Here is a 17,770-nt window from a genome sequence, read left to right on the forward strand (position 1 = left end):
ATCTGCACCACACTGTTTTGTTAAGATGTAATATTAAACATTCATGAAAAGCGCACCATGACGCACGTCAATCGCGTTTAGGTAATTCCAGTCCAAAGTGCGCATAAGCGTGATCAGTGACCACTCGGCCACGGGGCGTTCGCATCATATACCCCTGCTGGATCAGATAAGGCTCAAGTACATCTTCAATGGTATCCCGCTCTTCACTGATCGCTGCCGCAAGGTTATCCACCCCAACCGGCCCACCACCAAATTTTTCAATCATGGCGAGCAGCAGCCGGCGGTCCATATGATCGAAACCCCGGGCATCAACATTCAGCATATTCAGTGCCAGATCAGCCATTTCACGGGTTATCTCACCGTCACCGCGGACTTCTGCAAAATCCCGGGCACGACGCAATAAGCGGTTAGCGATTCGCGGCGTCCCCCGGGAACGGCGGGCCACCTCAATAGCACCTTCATGTTCAATTGCACAGCCGGACAAACGGGCAGACCGCTCGACAATGCTGGTCAGGTCATCAATGTTATAAAACTCCAGCCGCTGCACAATGCCAAACCGGTCACGCAGCGGCGACGTCAGCAAACCGGCTCTGGTAGTCGCGCCCACCAGAGTAAAAGGCGGTAACTCCAACTTAATTGACCGGGCAGCCGGACCTTCACCGATCATGATATCCAGCTGATAGTCTTCCATCGCCGGATACAGGACTTCTTCAACGGATGCACTCAGCCGGTGGATCTCATCAATAAACAGCACATCACCGGGTTCAAGATTGGTCAGCATCGCCGCCAGATCACCGGCCTTTTCCAGTACCGGCCCGGAGGTGGTTTTTATTTCACTGCCCATTTCACTGGCGATAATATTCGCCAATGTCGTTTTGCCCAGCCCCGGCGGTCCGAATACCAGGGTATGATCCAGCGCTTCGCCACGCTTTTTAGCCGCGCCAATGAAGATTTCCATCTGCTCGCGCACCACCGGCTGACCCACATAGTCTTCCAGTGATTTCGGACGAATAGCCCGGTCCTGCACTTCTTCTGCAGCCGGCACAGACACCGGCGATACAAAACGATCCGCTTCGATCATCAGTTAACCCTTATCTCAGTTATCCCTGCACCATACTTTTCAGCGCGGCACGGATCAAGGATTCGCTGCTGGCACCGGGCTCCAGGCCTTTTTCTGCAGCAGCAATGGCCTTGGTCGCCTGTACAGGTTTATACCCCAGTGCAACCAGTGCACTTTCAGCTTCAGCCCGGTTATCCGCAACCGGCGGCGCGTCACCAAAATCATCGGTCAGGGTGAAGTCCGCCACATCATCCACCTGGAAGTCTTTAATCTTATCCTTCATTTCGATCAGCAGGCGTTCGGCGGTTTTCTTACCAACGCCCGGCAACCGCACCAGCGCAGCGGTATCTTCAAACTGCACACTCTGCACAAACTCCGAGACACTGATGCCGGACAAAATCGTCAGCGCCAGCTTCGGCCCCACGCCATTTACCTTAATGAGCGTGCGAAACAGCGAACGCTCCTGGCGGTCATAAAAACCGTACAGTAACTGTGCATCTTCCCGCACCACCATATGGGTAAACAGCACCACCGTCTGCCCCACTCCCGGCAAACGGTAAAAGGTGTTCATTGACGCATCCACTTCATAGCCGACACCGTTTACATCCAGCACCAGCTGCGGCGGCACCTTTTCCAGCAATTCACCTTTAAGACGACCAATCACGTATTGTTTCCTTCACTTATAGAGGCTGCCAGACAACCCGAAATACTAACCCCGTTCTTTATCGTCGCGACGCTCAAGTTTATGACCGGCAACGATAAACTCCGGCAGACAGATATCACCAAATACGGCTGCCATACGGATAATAAAAATAATTGAAATTGATAATGCCACTAATACAACAGGATGCATGGAACCTTCCAGCCACACATACAGTACTGCGCCAATGATTGAACAGGTGGCGTATAACTCACCGTGACGGTGCAGGATCAGCGGAATCTGACGGGTAAGGACATCCCGGACCATGCCCCCGGCACAGCCGGTGACCATCGCCATCATGACAACAATAATGGCAGGCAACTCAAGACTGATGGCCTTCTGCGCTCCCAGCACGGTAAACAGCGCCATGCCCAGCGCATCGAGAATGATCAGCAGACGGCGCGGATAGCGTAAATAACGGCATACCCAGAATGCCCCAACCGCTGAAATAACGGCAGTCCATATATAGGTATCATTCTGAATCCATAGCAGCGGATGAATGTCCAGGGTCAGATCCCGGATAGTACCGCCCCCCAGCGATGTCACGACAGCCAGCACTACAACGCCGAGGATGTCCATGTGTTTACCCTGTGCAGCCAGTGCACCGGTAATTGCAAACACAGCAACGCCCACAAGCTCTGTCATATAAACAAATTCAGAGAGGGTAAAAAATAGGTTCATTTTAAAGTCTGCGGTCCAGCCAAATTCATCACTTAACATAAGCGCCCCCGCCGACTCCCCTTAGCACCTGCCATGGCTATAAGGCTGGTACGGGTGTGGGCATGACACAGCGCAATGGCCAGCGCATCTGCCGCATCCGCCTGCGGCAGACCGGGCAGCTTCAGAATGGACATCACCATATGCTGTACCTGAGATTTATCCGCTGAGCCTTTCCCTACGACAGCCTGCTTAACCTTACGGGCCGCATATTCGGCTACCGGCAGACTCTGATTAGTGCCGGCCACAATGGCCACACCCCGCGCCTGGCCCAGTTTCAGGGCAGAGTCGGCATTACGGGCCATAAATACCTGCTCGATGGCCATTTCCTGCGGACAGTAATGCTCGATAATTTCGGTCACCCCGGCATAGACCTGCTGCAACCGCTCCGGCAGCTCGTCCCCTTTAATCCGGATGCAGCCGCTGGCAACATATTCATTCTTACTGCCTACCGCATTGATAATGCCGTACCCGGTTATCCGTGAACCCGGATCAATTCCTAGAATCAGCATGGCGTTGTGAGATATCCCCGGTCATCCAATAAAACTGTACGAATACACTGTATTTTTATACATACTATCATTGCTTCAGCCAGGCATCTACGTACAACAGACATAAAAAAACCGGGAGATGAATCCCGGTTTAATTTTCGTATCACTTTCACGCTACAGTTCAGGACTGTTCTGATCTGAGCAAGGCCCAGCATCCGGATAAGTGATCCGATTCAGCTTCACCGCCAGAGCGCCCGGCGGTGAACAGGGGTACTGCTCAGGCCTCTTTGGCACGCAGCTTAATGTGCAGTTCGCGCAGCTGCGCAGCACTTACCTGACCCGGCGCTTCAGTCAGCGGACAGGACGCACTCTGAGTTTTAGGGAAGGCAATTACTTCACGGATAGAGTCAGTACCTGTCATCAGCATAATCAGACGGTCCAGACCGAATGCCAGACCACCGTGCGGTGGCGCACCGTATTTCAGTGCGTTCAGCAGGAAGCCAAACTTGTCTTCTGCTTCTTCGTCAGAGATACCCAGCACTTCCAGTACCGTCGCCTGCATTTCCTGATCGTGGATACGAACTGAACCACCGCCCAGCTCACAACCGTTCAGAACCATGTCATATGCACGGGACAGAGCTTCCAGCGGGTTAGCTTTCAGCGCGTCTGCCGAGCAGCTTGGTGCGGTGAACGGGTGATGCAGTGCGGTCAGACCACCTTCAGAGGTTTCTTCAAACATCGGGAAGTCAACCACCCACAGCGGCGCCCACTCGCGCTCGCCCATATTCAGATCTTCACCGACCTTAATACGCAGCGCACCCAGTGCTTCACTGACAACTTTTTCTTTGTCTGCACCGAAGAATACGATATCGCCGTTCTGTGCACCCAGACGTTCCATGATTTGCATGGCAACTTCAGCACCCAGGAACTTAACGATCGGAGACTGCAGGCCTTCTTCGCCCTTCTCCAGTTCATTAACCTTGATCCACGCCAGACCTTTAGCACCGTAGATGCTAACGAACTTGGTGTATTCATCGATATTCTTACGGGTCAGCTGGGCACCGCCAGGAACCTTCAGGGCAGCAACGCGGCCTTTAGGATCTTTAGCCGGACCGGCAAATACCTTGAATTCAATCTCAGCCATCAGATCTGCAACATCAACCAGTTCCATCGGGAAACGCAGATCCGGCTTATCAGAACCGTATCGCTGCATCGCTTCTGCGTATGGCATACGCGGGAATTCACCCAGATCAACGCCTTTCAGTTCCAGGAACAGCTTGCGGATCATCGCTTCAGTCAGCCCCATGATCCCTTCTTCATCCATGAAGGATGTTTCAATGTCGATCTGGGTAAATTCAGGCTGACGGTCTGCACGCAGATCTTCGTCACGGAAGCAGCGGGCGATCTGGTAGTAACGGTCGAAACCGGACACCATCAGCAGCTGCTTGAACAGCTGAGGCGACTGCGGCAGTGCGAAGAACTGACCTTCGTGAACCCGGCTCGGTACCAGATAGTCACGGGCACCTTCCGGCGTTGCACGGTTCAGAATCGGAGTTTCGATATCCAGAAAACCGTTGTCATCCATGTAGTTACGGATCGCATTGGTCACCTTGGAACGGAATCGCAGCTTGTCCTGCATTTCCGGACGGCGCAGGTCAACATAACGGTGACGCAGACGCACATCTTCGCCTACCTGCTGATGCTCATCCAGCTGGAAAGGCGGTGTTTCAGACTTATTCAGGATAACCAGCTCTTTACCCAGCACTTCGATTTCGCCGGTAGGCATATCCGTGTTAGTGGTACCTTCAGGACGGGCACGGACCGTACCGCGTACTTCGATGACATATTCATTACGCACGCTGTCGGCCAGAGCAAAACTTTCTTCACGGTCCGGGTCGAACACGACCTGGGTGATACCTTCGCGGTCACGAACATCCAGGAAGATTACACCACCGTGGTCACGGCGACGATGTACCCAGCCGTTCAGGACGATATCTTCGCCGATATGAGTTGTATTTAGTTCGCCGCAATAATGGCTGCGCATAATTACCAGTTCCTGTTATTAATCAGTTGTTCACTCACAGCCGGCCTTCCCGGCCGGCTGCTGAATTATTCAGATTGCCGTAGCAATCACACGTCAGGTATCAGCTACCTGCACCGGAGGAGCTGTCCCCCGCTATGTTTTTCTTCTTGCCGGTTTTGAAATCAGTTTCATACCAGCCGCTGCCGGATAAGCGGAACCCTGGCGCGGAGACCTTTTTCTCAACATTCTCTGCGTCACAGGCCAGACATGCCGGAGGCGGCGCATCAGATTTCATCACTAACTTTTCAAATTCATGACCGCATTCGCGGCAGGCAAAATCAAAAATAGGCATCGCTTATATCACTTCTTTATGCTTATTCAGGCATGCATCGCCAATAAAAAGACGCAAATTATACCTGAATTTCCCCGGGCTGACAGGGGCTGACACGGAAATATCTCACCCGGATACATCCTGGCATTCCGGCCACACTTCAGCCCGCTGGCACAGGCCAAAAACCGGCAGCCAAAAAGGAAAACTGACCATCAGCTATTTTCGACAGGTATCAGCTCAGGCCAGCGTTCGAGCCAGCCTTTACTTTGTACACGTTCACGGAACACAACCACAGAACCTGCTTCATTGTGATCAATACGAAGATTAAACTGCAGTGAGAGCGCAAAGCAATGCTCGAGATGCAGCTTGCCGTCCGGTTCCAGGCGAATCCCCAGAGCGGTTTGCTTTTCCGGCCAGAATGACATTGCATCAGCGCTACTGATATAGGGCCGGTCACCGTTTCTGACATGCATTCTGGCCTGATTTTTAACCGACCAGCATACCCCAGGTAATAATTTGCCAAGACGCTGTTCTAACAGCTTGTCACGTTCTTCGCTTACATCATGCTGACAAAAATAAATGACATCCGTATCGGCCAGCGGCGTATCTGTCGCAAACACAGAATCCCATATCTTATTACGCACAAAGCCTGCAGCGATTAATGCATCAGGCAACTGCAACTCCCTGACCGCAGCTAAGGCCTCCATACTCTCCTGATTGTTACTGATCAGCACCAATATTTCTTTCTTATAATCAGGCACAGCATCCAGGTTTTTTTTTCGATAAATTCCGTTATCACAATCAACTCCCCTAGTATCTTTTAAGCACGACCCGAGCAACAAAAGAACATTAGAATCCAAAAATACTAAAACCGGTAACACCTCAAATACCAAACGCAAAAAAGGCAGCCGAAGCTACCTTTTTTTCAGAGCGGAAAACCCGTCAGGAAATTATTCCCAACCGGTTACCTCGCGCAGACCGTCAGCGATCTGTGCCAGAGAGCGAACGGTTTTAACACCAGCCGCTTCCAGTGCTGCAAACTTCTCATCAGCAGTACCTTTACCGCCTGAGATGATTGCACCGGCATGACCCATACGCTTACCTGCAGGTGCAGTAACACCGGCAATGTAAGACACAACAGGCTTAGTCACGTTTGCCTTGATGTATGCAGCCGCTTCTTCTTCAGCAGAACCGCCGATTTCACCAATCATTACGATGGCTTCAGTCTGCGGATCGTTCTGGAACATTTCCAGAATGTCGATGAAGTTAGAACCCGGAATCGGGTCACCACCGATACCTACGCAGGTAGACTGACCAAAACCGGCATCAGTTGTCTGTTTAACCGCTTCATAGGTCAGGGTACCTGAACGGGAAACGATACCGACCTTACCCGGCAGGTGAATGTGACCCGGCATGATACCGATCTTACATTCACCCGGGGTGATAACACCCGGACAGTTAGGGCCGACCAGGCGTACGCCCAGCTCGTCACACTTAACTTTACACTCCAGCATATCCATAACCGGGATGTGCTCAGTGATACATACGATCAGCTCGATACCTGCATTCGCCGCTTCCAGGATAGAATCCTTACAGAATGGCGCCGGTACGTAGATAACAGATGCAGTAGCACCGGTTTCAGCAACCGCTTCGGATACAGTGTTAAACACTGGCAGACCCAGATGCTCAGTACCGCCCTTGCCCGGCGTAACACCGCCGACCATTTTAGTACCGTAGGCAATTGCCTGTTCAGAGTGGAAGGTACCCTGGCCACCGGTGAAACCCTGACAGATCACCTTAGTGTCTTTGTTAATTAAAACCGCCATGATTATTTACCCTCCGCTGCTTTTACCGCTTGCTCAGCAGCGTCTGTCAGACTGGTCGCTGCAATGATATCCAGACCGGATTCAGACAGCAGTTTAGAACCCAGCTCTGCGTTATTACCTTCCAGACGTACCACAACAGGCACCTCTACACCGACTTCTTTAACCGCGCCGATGATACCTTCAGCAATCAGGTCGCAACGTACGATACCACCGAAGATGTTAACCAGAACCGCTTTAACTTTTGAATCTTCCAGAATGATCTTGAACGCTTCGGTAACACGCTCTTTAGTCGCGCCGCCACCTACGTCCAGGAAGTTAGCCGGGAAGCCATCGTGCAGGGAAACGATGTCCATCGTACCCATTGCCAGGCCTGCGCCGTTAACCATGCAGCCGATGCTGCCATCCAGTGCAACGTAGTTCAGATCCCACTCAGCAGCGCGTGCTTCACGCTCGTCTTCCTGGCTCGGATCTTCCATTGCCTGCAGATCTTTGTGACGGTAAACCGCGTTTCCGTCGATCGCTACTTTAGCGTCCAGACAGTGCAGATCACCGGCTTCAGTGATAACCAGCGGGTTGATTTCCAGCAGCGCCAGGTCTTTTTCCTGGAACATTTTCGCCAGACCCATGAAGATCTGAGTAAACTGCTTAATCTGCACACCTTCCAGACCCAGCTTGAATGCCAGCTCACGGCCCTGGTAAGGCTGCGCACCGGTCAGCGGATCAATGGTCGCTTTAAGGATTTTTTCTGGTGTTTCTTCCGCAACTGTCTCAATTTCCACACCACCTTCAGTAGATGCCATGAAAACGATACGACGAGAAGAACGGTCAACTACCGCACCCAGATACAGCTCATTGGCGATATCGGTGCAGTCTTCTACCAGAATTTTAGATACAGGCTGACCATTAGCGTCAGTCTGATAGGTCACCAGGTTTTTACCCAACCACTTAGCGGCAAATTCAGACGCTTCTGCAGGAGAGTCAACCAGCTGTACACCGCCAGCCTTACCACGGCCACCGGCATGCACTTGGGTTTTAACAACCCACTTGCTACCACCAATTTTTTCAGCTGCTTCAGCAGCCGCTTCCGGGGTATCTACAGCGTATCCCTTGGATACCGGCAGACCATATTCGGCAAACAGTTGTTTGCCCTGGTACTCATGAAGATTCATGCTCTAATCCGTCGTTTTTACTTTTGAGGTCTCTGTACTCAATGGGGAGAGGCCACTGATATACAGCCCAAAGGTTGCAAACACCTCAGCTGCTGCAGTAACAGCATGCCGGGTATACACAACGATAATCAACCGGGGTCTCCGGTCGAAATCTAAAACTATAAAGCCCCTGCACAGCGTACAGGGGCTTTTTATTACTTACGCTTGCGGCGGTTTGCCATGTGGATTGCGTGACCATCCACAGCCAGTGCCGCTTCATGCACTGCCTCACTCACGGTTGGGTGAGCAAATACAGTCAGTTGCAGGTCTTCTGCAGTTGAAGAGAATTCCATTGCAATTGCAGCCTGAGCAATCAGCTCAGACGCAATACCACCGACCATATGCACGCCCAGGATGCGGTCAGTTTCAGCGTCAGCAATCATCTTCACAAAACCGTCGGTATCGTTCGCGGCCATGGCACGACCAGACGCTGCAAACGGGAATTTACCTACTTTAATGTCAACACCTTCCGCCTTCAGTTCCTGCTCGGTCTTACCGACCCAGGCCAGTTCAGGATGGGTGTAGATGATGCTTGGAATTACATCGTAGTTCATCTGTGCGTGATGGCCGGCAATGATATCCGCAACCATGATGCCTTCTTCAGATGCTTTGTGCGCCAGCATAGGGCCACGTACTGAGTCACCGATCGCGTATACGCCCGGTGCTTCAGTGCGGCACTGACCGTCAACAAAGATGAAACCACGCTCATCCAGCTTAACGCCGGAATCATCTGCCAGCAGACCGTTAGTCTGAGGACGGCGGCCAACCGCTACGATCAGCTTATCAACAACCAGCTCCTGGTCACCGTTCGCATCGGAGTACTTAACCTTAACTTCTTTACCGTCAATGATTTCAGTACCGGTACAACGTGCGCCCAGTTTAATGTCCAGCTTCTGCTTCTTGAGCAGTTTCTGACCTTCTTTGGCAACGTCCTTATCGGCCATCGCCAGGAAGCTGTCCATCGCCTCAAGTACTGTTACTTCAGTACCCAGACGCGCCCATACGGAACCCATTTCCAGACCGATAACACCGGCACCGATAACACCCAGACGCTTAGGCGTCTCGTCGATGTTCAGGGCACCTTCGTTGTCCAGAATCAGGCCTTCAGTCAGCGGCGCAGGCGGGATCTCAACCGGCACGGACCCGGAAGCCAGGATTACGTTTTCTGCATCATAAACAGTTGCAACACCATCAGCAGCGGTCACTTCAACACGCTTGTTTGCCAGCAGCTTGCCTTTACCGGCCAGCAGCGTCACACCATTCGCCTTGAACAGACCGGCAATACCACCGGTCAGGTTTGAAACGATCTTGTCCTTACGGGCAACCATCGCTTTAACATCCATAGTGACTTCGCCACCAACCTGGATGCCGTGAACATCAGCGTGCTGGGCATTATGAAACTGGTGAGTAGACTCCAGCAGAGCCTTGGAAGGGATACAACCAACATTCAGACAGGTACCACCCAGTAAAGGTGCACCTTTGCCATCGACCCACTTCTCTACACACGCGGTTTTCAGTCCCAGTTGTGCGGCTCGAATCGCAGCTACGTAACCACCAGGGCCAGCACCAATCACGATGACATCAAATTTATCTGACATTTTTACCTACCTTTAAAAATTTCTGTAAGGGGGCTGAGTTTATACGTCTAGCAACATCCGAGCTGGATCTTCTAAGAGATCCTTTATAGTAACCAGGAATTGTACAGCTTCCTTACCATCAATCATACGATGGTCGTATGACAGGGCCAGATACATCATTGGCAGAATTTCTACCTGACCATTGACGGCCATTGGACGTTCCTGAATTTTATGCATGCCCAGGATAGCCGTTTGTGGCGGATTCAGAATTGGCGTAGACATCAGGGAACCGAACACACCACCATTGGTGATGGTGAACGTACCGCCCTGCATGTCATCCATACCCAGCTTACCGTCACGGCCACGCAGACCGAAGTCACGGATAGTGGCTTCAATATTTGCCAGGCTCATCGCATCTGTATCACGCAGTACCGGTACCATCAGACCACGTTCGGTCGATACCGCTACACCGATATCCTGATAACCGTGGTAAACCATATCGTTACCATCGATTGAGGCATTCACTGCAGGGAAACGCTTCAGCGCTTCAGTTGCAGCTTTAACAAAGAAAGACATGAAGCCAAGACGGGTACCGTTGTGGGTTTTCTCGAACAGATCCTTGTACTGCTTACGCAGCTCCATGATCGGCTTCATATTGACTTCATTATAAGTCGTCAGCATGGCAGCATTTTGCTGAGCTTCAACCAGACGCTTAGCAATCGTTGCACGCAGACGCGTCATCGGAACACGCTTCTCAACACGCTCACCGACAGGCACTGTGCCCGGCGCAGCCGCTGATGCAACCGCAGGCGCAGCGGCAGCCGGAGCAGGCGCCGCAGGTTTGTTCTTGATGAAGTTCGCGACATCTTCTTTAGTGATACCGCCATTTTTGCCGGTACCCGGAATCTGAGCAGCGTCCAGACCGTTTTCTTCAATCAGCTTGCGGGCAGCCGGGCCGATCTTATCAGCATCAGTTGCAGCAGGAGCCGCCGCAGCAGGCTCAGCCGCCGCTGCCGGTGCAGCCGCTGCTGCACCTGCTTCGAAAGTCGCCAGCACTTCTTCACTCAGTACTGTATCGCCTTCGCCTTTAATGATGTCTTTAAGCACGCCATCCGCCGGCGCTACCACTTCCAGCACAACTTTGTCAGTTTCAATATCAACAATCAGTTCATCGGTGGAGCAAGCTTCACCAGGCTGCTTGTGCCAGGTAGCCACGGTACCGTCGGCTACGGATTCAGGGAAGGTCGGCGTTTTGATTTCGATAGACATATTCTTTCCTTTCTCAGTGTTACTAACAGGCGTTTTCGTCAGGCCTGTTAGCCATTGATTGCTTCATTAACCAGTTTTTCCTGCTGTTCAAGGTGTACTGAAATGTACCCTACAGCAGGTGCGGCTGCATGTGGCCGGCCTACGCCGCCCAGTTGAATCGAGCTGTTATGACGCGCCAGCGCATGACGCATGTGGTGCTGACTGCAGTACCAGGCGCCCTGATTCATCGGTTCTTCCTGACACCAGATAACGGATTCAAGATTGGTGTAATCCTTGATCGCTTCATACATCTGGTTTTCAGGGAACGGATAAAGCTGTTCAATACGTACAATCGCAACATCGTCTTTTTCCAGCTCCGCACGGCGGTTGTACAGGTCGTAGTAAACCTTGCCGCTGCACAGCACCAGGCGCTTAACCTTCGCCGGATCAAGCTGATCAGTCTCGCTGATAACCGGCTGGAAGCTACCGTTTGCCAGCTCTTCAATACTGGAAACTGCCTGCTTATGACGCAACAGACTCTTCGGCGACATAACCACCAGAGGCTTACGCAACGGACGCACCACCTGACGGCGCAACAGATGGAAAATCTGCGCCGGCGTCGTCGGTACACATACCTGAATGTTGTGTTCAGCACACAACTGCAGGTAACGCTCCAGACGGGCTGATGAGTGCTCAGGCCCCTGCCCTTCAAAGCCATGCGGCAACAGCATGGTCAGGCCGCAGAGACGGGCCCACTTATGCTCACCACTGGTAATAAACTGGTCGATAACTACCTGAGCGCCGTTGGCGAAATCACCAAACTGAGCTTCCCAGATAACCAGCGCGTTCGGCGTCGTCGTGGCATAGCCATACTCAAACGCCAGAACCGCCTCTTCCGACAGGAAAGAATCATGCAGGGTCAGCCGTGGCTGATCCGGTGCAATATTCTGTAACGGCTCGTAAACGGCCGCATCTTTCTGACTGTGTAACACTGCGTGACGGTGGGAGAAAGTTCCGCGCCCCACATCCTGACCGGTCAGACGAACACCGTGACCTTCAGCCAGCACTGACGCGTATGCAAGCATTTCCGCACAGCCCCAGTTAACTGCCATTGCCCCGGCCGCCATTTTCTTACGGTCGTCGTAGATTTTCTGAACCTGACGCTGAACAGAGAAACCTTCAGGCACTTCACAGATCTGCTGACCCAGTGACTGCAAGGTTTTGATATCCACGCTGGTATCACAGTCAAATGACCATTTGTGACCCAGATACGGAGTCCAGTCCACAAACAGTTCTTTATTCGGTTCCAGCACCAGAGAATGGGTAACGTGCTTGCCGTCTTCCAGATTCTTCCGGTAATCCTTCTCCATTTGCTTACTCTGCTCCTGCGTGATGACGCCCTCGTCAATCAGCTGCTGAGCATAAAGTTCACGGGTAGTTTTCTGGGCCTTGATCTTCTGATACATCAGCGGCTGGGTGCCGGACGGCTCATCCGCTTCGTTGTGACCGCGACGGCGGTAACAGACCAGATCAATAACCACATCTTTCTTAAATTCGGTACGGTAATCCACAGCCAGTTGGGTTACAAAGCGTACCGCTTCAGGATCATCACCGTTCACGTGGAAAATCGGTGCCTGTACCATCTTGGCGATATCAGTACAGTACTCAGTGGAACGGGAGTCTTCCTGCTTGTTCGTTGTAAAACCAACCTGGTTGTTTACAACGATATGAATGGTGCCGCCGGTCTTGTAAGCCCGGGTCTGGGACATCTGGAATGTCTCCATAACCACGCCCTGACCTGCAAACGCCTGATCTCCGTGGATGTTAACCGGCACAACCGTGGTGCCCACATCATCATCCCGGCGGTCCTGACGGGCCCGCACTGAACCTTCCACTACCGGTGCGGCAATTTCCAGGTGCGACGGGTTAAACGCCATCGCCATATGCATTTCACCGCCATCGGTCATGATGTTGGATGAGAAGCCCTGGTGATACTTAACATCACCGGAGGTTTCCAGTGTCTGCACACCTTCAAACTCCCCAAACAGCTCAGCCGGATTCTTACCGAAGATATTCACCAGGGTATTCAGACGGCCACGGTGAGCCATACCGATTACCAGCTCACGGGCGCCGTGTTTACCGGCACGGTGAATCAGGGTATTCAGTGAAACGATCATTGATTCACCGCCTTCCAGACCGAAGCGCTTGGCGCCGGCAAAACGGGAACCCAGATATTTTTCCAGACCTTCAGCCGCAGTCAGGCGCTCCAGCACCATGACTTTCTTTTCCGGCTCGACGGTCGGATGGGCGCGTACCGGCTCCAGACGGGACTGAATCCAGCGCTTTTCTTTAGTATCAACGATGTGCATGTATTCAGCACCGACCGTTGTACAGTAAGTCTTTTTAAGGTCATCCAGGATAGATTTCAGTGTTGCTTCTTCAGCACCGAAAAACAGGGAACCTAACTGGAACGTCGTATCATAATCTGCTTCAGACAGTTCATGAAAACGTGGGTCCAGATCAGGAACAGGCTCGCGTTCAAGCAGATTAAGCGGATCAATCTGAGCGGCCTGATGCCCCCGTACACGATAAGCGTTGATCATCCGCAGGACGCGGATCTGCTTTTTCTCGTGATCAGAGCTGACGCTGGAAGCAGAGACAGGCGCGGCCCGACGCTGATTCTTAGCAATAAACTGGAAGTGTTCACGCACCGCTGTATGCGGCACATCCTGTGTAATGTTGTCGCCGACTTTAGGTAGCCGGTCAAATTCTTCACGCCATTCCTGAGGAATCGCGTTGGGGTCCATCAGATAGGTTTCATACAGCTGCTCAATGTAGGATAAATTGCCACCGTAAAGATGCGCATTTTTCCACATCAGCTCCATTATGCCTTCTTGCATTATTGATCACCCTGGCTCAAAGGAATATCAACGTTCAGGTTGCACCACGTCCCGACTGATTCGGCCATTTCCGACCATTTCCTTTATGGTTATCGTTTATTATTTCTCACGTATATAGCCCCGAAGTGGTAGCACTTATACGGGGACAGATTCTACGCTTTTTGTACCCCGCTTCATACATGCAAGGCACTAAGAATCTTAAAGTTTTCTATTTTTGGATCATATACAACTTTATTTTACTTACAAAAATACGACACGCACCCCACTCATCCGATTCAAAAGCGTCTTTCAGCTGATTTGGTGTATAAAATTCAACCGTTCAGAGCAAAATACAGTTGTACCATGCCTGGGCCCGGCTGAACATTCACCAAAGGATGCATGAATGCAATTCATGCCATACCGCAATAGCTGAGCTAAATTTACGCAATAAAAAAGGCGGTACCTTTCGGGACCGCCCTGAGTAACAATCAGGTTGCCTGTTGCAACAGCATGTTACGGATCTTGCCAATTGCCTTTGTCGGGTTAAGCCCCTTAGGACAAACGCTGACACAGTTCATGATACCGTGGCAGCGGAAGACGCTGAACGGATCATCAAGGTCTGCCAGACGCTCCTTGGTCGCCGTATCCCGGCTGTCAGCCAGGAAGCGGTATGCCTGCAGCAAACCGGACGGGCCGATGAACTTATCAGGGTTCCACCAGAAAGACGGACAGGCAGTTGAACAGCATGCACACAGAATACACTCGTACAGACCATCCAGCTCAGCACGCTCTTCCGGAGACTGCAGACGCTCAATCGCAGGCGCCGGCGTATCATTCAGCAGGAACGGTTTGATCTTCTCGTACTGCTGATAGAACTGGGTCATATCAACAACCACATCACGGATAACCGGTAAACCTGGCAGCGGACGCAGAACAATCTTATCGTTCTCAACCACTTCAGACAGCGGCGTAATACACGCCAGACCGTTCTTACCGTTCATATTCATACCGTCGGAACCACAAACACCTTCACGGCACGAACGGCGGTACGCCAGAGACGGATCCTTATCTTTCAGCAACTGCAGAAGATCCAGAACCATGATGTCCTTACCACCAGGAATGTCGATATGGACATCCTGCATGTAAGGCGCATCATCAACCTCAGGATTATAGCGATATACACTTACTAACATCGTGGCAACCCCTTAATACGTTCGAACTTTTGGCGGGAAGGCATCTACTGTCTTCGGCGCAAAGTTAACAGCACGCTTGGTGATCTGTTGCGTTTGCGGGTGATACAGTGAGTGACACAACCAGTTTTCATCATCACGCTCGGTGTAGTCGTTACGGGCATGCGCACCACGACTTTCCTTACGGGTAATAGCAGCGATTGCCGTTGCCTCAGCAACTTCCATCAGGTTTTCCAGTTCCAGCGCTTCAATACGGGCCGTGTTGAATGCCGCGCTCTTATCTTCCAGATGAAGATCAGACACCTTGGCACGCACTTCCTTAAGCAGCTCCAGACCTTTCTCCATGCTTTCGCCTTCACGGAATACACCGAAATACAGCTGCATGGTCTTCTGCAGTTCAGCACGAACCTCAGCAACCTTTTCACCACCGGTTGAATTGTTCAAACGGTTCAGACGCGCCATCGCACGTTCCAGATCAGCTTCGCTGGCCGGCGCTACTTCGTAGCCCTCACGCATCTGCTTCTCAATCTGGATACCGGCCGCACGGCCAAATACCACCAGATCAAGCAGCGAGTTACCGCCCAGACGGTTTGCACCGTGTACCGATACACAGGCAACTTCACCGCAGGCAAACAGGCCGTCGATGATGGTATCGTTACCGTCCGCATCCGCACCGATCGCCTGACCACCGATATTGGTGGTGACACCGCCCATCATGTAGTGACAGGTCGGAACAACCGGAATCGGCTCTTTAATCGGATCAGCATGCGCAAAGGTACGGGACAACTCAAGGATACCCGGCAGCTTGGCATTCAGGGTATCAGCCCCAAGATGATCCAGCTTCAGGAATACGTGATCACCTTCCTCACCGCAACCACGGCCAGCCAGAATCTCCAGCACCATAGAGCGGGCAACCACGTCACGGCCAGCCAGGTCTTTCGCGTTAGGCGCATAACGCTCCATGAAGCGTTCGCCATCCTTATTGACCAGGTAACCACCCTCACCCCGGCAACCTTCGGTTACCAGTACGCCGGCACCGGCAATACCGGTTGGGTGGAACTGCCACATTTCCATATCCTGGGCCGGTACACCGGCACGCAGACTCATGCCCATACCGTCACCGGTATTGATCAGCGCATTGGTTGTGGACTGATAGATACGGCCTGCACCACCGGTCGCAAGCACGGTCGCTTTAGCCTTGATATACACTGTTTCACCGGTTTCGATGCAGATCGCGATAACACCAACCACCGCGTCATCTGCATTCTTAACCAGATCAACCGCATACCACTCATTCAGGAAGGTGGTACCGGCTTTAATATTACCCTGGTACAGTGCGTGCAGCAGCGCATGACCGGTACGGTCAGCGGCCGCACAGGTCCGGGCTGCCTGCCCACCTTCACCAAAGTTTTTAGACTGACCACCGAAAGGACGCTGGTAAATACGGCCTTCTTCAGTACGGGAAAACGGCAGACCCATGTGGTCCAGCTCAAATACCGCCTGCGGGCCTACAGAACACATGTATTCGATCGCGTCCTGGTCACCGATATAATCGGAACCCTTGACGGTATCGTACATGTGCCAGCGCCAGTCATCGTTCGGATCCGCACTGGCAATCGCACAGGTAATACCACCCTGCGCAGACACCGTATGCGAACGGGTTGGAAATACTTTTGTAATACACGCAGTATTCAGGCCCGACTGGGCCAGTTGCAGCGCGGCACGCATACCGGCACCACCGCCACCAATTACAATCCCGTCAAAGGTCAGGGTACGTAACTTGCTGCTCATCTTATGCTCCCCACAGGATCTGAACACCCCAAACAACGTAGATAAAGGTCAGCAGACCACACGCAGATTGGAACAGAAAACGGATACCGGTTGGCTTGATATAATCAGTCGAGATAGACCACATTCCGATCCAGGCGTGTGCCGCCAGAGACAGGATTGTCAGCAGCGTAAAGATACGCATCACCGTGCCCTCAAACAGGCCGCTCCACTGGTTGTAATCCAGATCCGGATTCATTAACAGATAACCGATCATGAAGATCGTGTAAGCAAGCAGTACGACAGCCGTTACACGCTGGATCATCCAGTCATATAAGCCGCTGCGACCAAAACTTGTAATTGAAGTTACCATATCCATACTCCTGCCAGCAGAATTGCGATAGCCGCAATAACTAAAGTCGCTTTGGCGGCCTTCTGTCCAGACTCCAACTCTTCACAATGACCAAAATCCATAATCAGATGTTTGATACCGGCAAAGAAGTGATACAGCAATGCTGAAACCAATCCCCAGGCAATCAGCTTCGCAAAGAAGCTCTCCGTCAGCATCTGTGCGGCAGCGTTAAAACCCTGCTCAGACTCAAGAGACATCCCCAGGGCATACAGCATGAAGAAGGCACCAAAAAATAGTGCCAGACCAGTTGCACGATGCAGAATGGATGTAATCGCCGGTAATGGCTGTTTAATAGTTCGTAGATCTAAGTTTACGGGTCTTTTCTTGTTCACGGCTCTTGT

16 protein-coding genes are annotated in these 17,770 nt (G+C 52.1%); all 16 read right to left on the minus strand.

What is annotated here, in order from left to right:
* Positions 1–67: 67 nt before the first annotated feature.
* The 16 genes from ruvB to sdhC all read right to left on the minus strand — a co-directional run bounded on the left by ruvB (position 68) and on the right by sdhC (position 17,761).
* Entirely contained in the window at positions 68–1,081 is a 1,014-nt protein-coding gene (gene ruvB / locus PCI15_RS13960; RefSeq protein WP_271270565.1) for a Holliday junction branch migration DNA helicase RuvB, read from the minus strand.
* A 19-nt stretch (positions 1,082–1,100) separates the two neighbouring features.
* The gene (ruvA, locus tag PCI15_RS13965) at positions 1,101–1,724 is read right to left on the minus strand and encodes a Holliday junction branch migration protein RuvA (protein WP_271270566.1); all 624 of its coding nucleotides are present in this window, start codon (positions 1,722–1,724) and stop codon (positions 1,101–1,103) included.
* A gap of 45 nt (positions 1,725–1,769) precedes the next feature.
* On the minus strand, positions 1,770–2,480 hold the full coding sequence (locus PCI15_RS13970; protein ID WP_271270567.1) for a trimeric intracellular cation channel family protein: 711 nt from the start codon (positions 2,478–2,480) through the stop codon (positions 1,770–1,772).
* Positions 2,474–2,989, minus strand: a complete 516-nt coding sequence (gene ruvC, locus PCI15_RS13975) for a crossover junction endodeoxyribonuclease RuvC (RefSeq protein ID WP_205657035.1) — start codon at positions 2,987–2,989, stop codon at positions 2,474–2,476. The genes PCI15_RS13970 and ruvC overlap by 7 nt, the downstream gene beginning before the upstream one ends.
* Positions 2,990–3,245: 256 nt before the next feature.
* A complete protein-coding gene (aspS, locus tag PCI15_RS13980; RefSeq protein WP_271270568.1) occupies positions 3,246–5,012 on the minus strand; it encodes an aspartate--tRNA ligase in 1,767 nt (588 codons plus the stop codon).
* A gap of 100 nt (positions 5,013–5,112) precedes the next feature.
* Positions 5,113–5,343 carry an FmdB family zinc ribbon protein gene (locus tag PCI15_RS13985; RefSeq protein WP_271270569.1) on the minus strand — a complete coding sequence of 77 codons (231 nt, stop codon included), beginning with the start codon at positions 5,341–5,343 and terminating at the stop codon, positions 5,113–5,115.
* 191 nt (positions 5,344–5,534) lie between these two features.
* Complete coding sequence (locus tag PCI15_RS13990) at positions 5,535–6,182, minus strand: nucleotidyltransferase family protein (protein WP_271270570.1); 648 nt, start codon at positions 6,180–6,182, stop codon at positions 5,535–5,537.
* A gap of 90 nt (positions 6,183–6,272) precedes the next feature.
* Positions 6,273–7,148, minus strand: a complete 876-nt coding sequence (gene sucD, locus PCI15_RS13995) for a succinate--CoA ligase subunit alpha (RefSeq protein WP_205656693.1) — start codon at positions 7,146–7,148, stop codon at positions 6,273–6,275.
* Positions 7,149–7,150: 2 nt separating this feature from the next.
* Entirely contained in the window at positions 7,151–8,317 is a 1,167-nt protein-coding gene (gene sucC, locus PCI15_RS14000) for an ADP-forming succinate--CoA ligase subunit beta (protein WP_271270571.1), read from the minus strand.
* A gap of 194 nt (positions 8,318–8,511) precedes the next feature.
* Positions 8,512–9,954 carry a dihydrolipoyl dehydrogenase gene (gene lpdA, locus PCI15_RS14005; protein WP_271270572.1) on the minus strand — a complete coding sequence of 481 codons (1,443 nt, stop codon included), beginning with the start codon at positions 9,952–9,954 and terminating at the stop codon, positions 8,512–8,514.
* Between the two features lie 39 nt (positions 9,955–9,993).
* Entirely contained in the window at positions 9,994–11,202 is a 1,209-nt protein-coding gene (odhB, locus tag PCI15_RS14010; RefSeq protein WP_271270573.1) for a 2-oxoglutarate dehydrogenase complex dihydrolipoyllysine-residue succinyltransferase, read from the minus strand.
* Positions 11,203–11,249: 47 nt separating this feature from the next.
* Entirely contained in the window at positions 11,250–14,081 is a 2,832-nt protein-coding gene (locus PCI15_RS14015; protein WP_271270574.1) for a 2-oxoglutarate dehydrogenase E1 component, read from the minus strand.
* 467 nt (positions 14,082–14,548) lie between these two features.
* Positions 14,549–15,253 carry a succinate dehydrogenase iron-sulfur subunit gene (locus tag PCI15_RS14020; protein ID WP_205656698.1) on the minus strand — a complete coding sequence of 235 codons (705 nt, stop codon included), beginning with the start codon at positions 15,251–15,253 and terminating at the stop codon, positions 14,549–14,551.
* A 12-nt stretch (positions 15,254–15,265) separates the two neighbouring features.
* The gene (gene sdhA, locus PCI15_RS14025) at positions 15,266–17,041 is read right to left on the minus strand and encodes a succinate dehydrogenase flavoprotein subunit (protein WP_271270575.1); all 1,776 of its coding nucleotides are present in this window, start codon (positions 17,039–17,041) and stop codon (positions 15,266–15,268) included.
* Between the two features lies 1 nt (position 17,042).
* Positions 17,043–17,390 carry a succinate dehydrogenase, hydrophobic membrane anchor protein gene (gene sdhD / locus PCI15_RS14030; RefSeq protein WP_271270576.1) on the minus strand — a complete coding sequence of 116 codons (348 nt, stop codon included), beginning with the start codon at positions 17,388–17,390 and terminating at the stop codon, positions 17,043–17,045.
* Positions 17,384–17,761: a succinate dehydrogenase, cytochrome b556 subunit gene (gene sdhC / locus PCI15_RS14035; protein WP_271270577.1), complete on the minus strand. Its 378-nt coding sequence runs from the start codon at positions 17,759–17,761 to the stop codon at positions 17,384–17,386. The genes sdhD and sdhC overlap by 7 nt, the downstream gene beginning before the upstream one ends.
* Positions 17,762–17,770 lie beyond the last annotated feature (9 nt).

This window comes from Aliamphritea hakodatensis (assembly GCF_024347195.1).
GTDB classification, from domain to species: Bacteria; Pseudomonadota; Gammaproteobacteria; order Pseudomonadales; family Balneatricaceae; genus Amphritea; species Amphritea hakodatensis.

Bases quoted from the DNA above. Each gene is read 5' to 3' on its own strand.
- ruvC (WP_205657035.1), bottom strand. From the start codon at position 2,989: ATGCTGATTCTAGGAATTGATCCGGGTTCACGGATAACCGGGTACGGC.
- PCI15_RS14015 (WP_271270574.1), bottom strand. From the start codon at position 14,081: ATGCAAGAAGGCATAATGGAGCTGATGTGGAAAAATGCGCATCTTTAC.
- PCI15_RS13970 (WP_271270567.1), bottom strand. From the start codon at position 2,480: ATGTTAAGTGATGAATTTGGCTGGACCGCAGACTTTAAAATGAACCTA.
- sdhD (WP_271270576.1), bottom strand. From the start codon at position 17,390: ATGGTAACTTCAATTACAAGTTTTGGTCGCAGCGGCTTATATGACTGG.
- ruvB (WP_271270565.1), bottom strand. From the start codon at position 1,081: ATGATCGAAGCGGATCGTTTTGTATCGCCGGTGTCTGTGCCGGCTGCA.
- PCI15_RS14020 (WP_205656698.1), bottom strand. From the start codon at position 15,253: ATGTTAGTAAGTGTATATCGCTATAATCCTGAGGTTGATGATGCGCCT.
- PCI15_RS13985 (WP_271270569.1), bottom strand. From the start codon at position 5,343: ATGCCTATTTTTGATTTTGCCTGCCGCGAATGCGGTCATGAATTTGAA.
- odhB (WP_271270573.1), bottom strand. From the start codon at position 11,202: ATGTCTATCGAAATCAAAACGCCGACCTTCCCTGAATCCGTAGCCGAC.
- lpdA (WP_271270572.1), bottom strand. From the start codon at position 9,954: ATGTCAGATAAATTTGATGTCATCGTGATTGGTGCTGGCCCTGGTGGT.
- aspS (WP_271270568.1), bottom strand. From the start codon at position 5,012: ATGCGCAGCCATTATTGCGGCGAACTAAATACAACTCATATCGGCGAA.
- sucC (WP_271270571.1), bottom strand. From the start codon at position 8,317: ATGAATCTTCATGAGTACCAGGGCAAACAACTGTTTGCCGAATATGGT.
- sdhA (WP_271270575.1), bottom strand. From the start codon at position 17,041: ATGAGCAGCAAGTTACGTACCCTGACCTTTGACGGGATTGTAATTGGT.
- sucD (WP_205656693.1), bottom strand. From the start codon at position 7,148: ATGGCGGTTTTAATTAACAAAGACACTAAGGTGATCTGTCAGGGTTTC.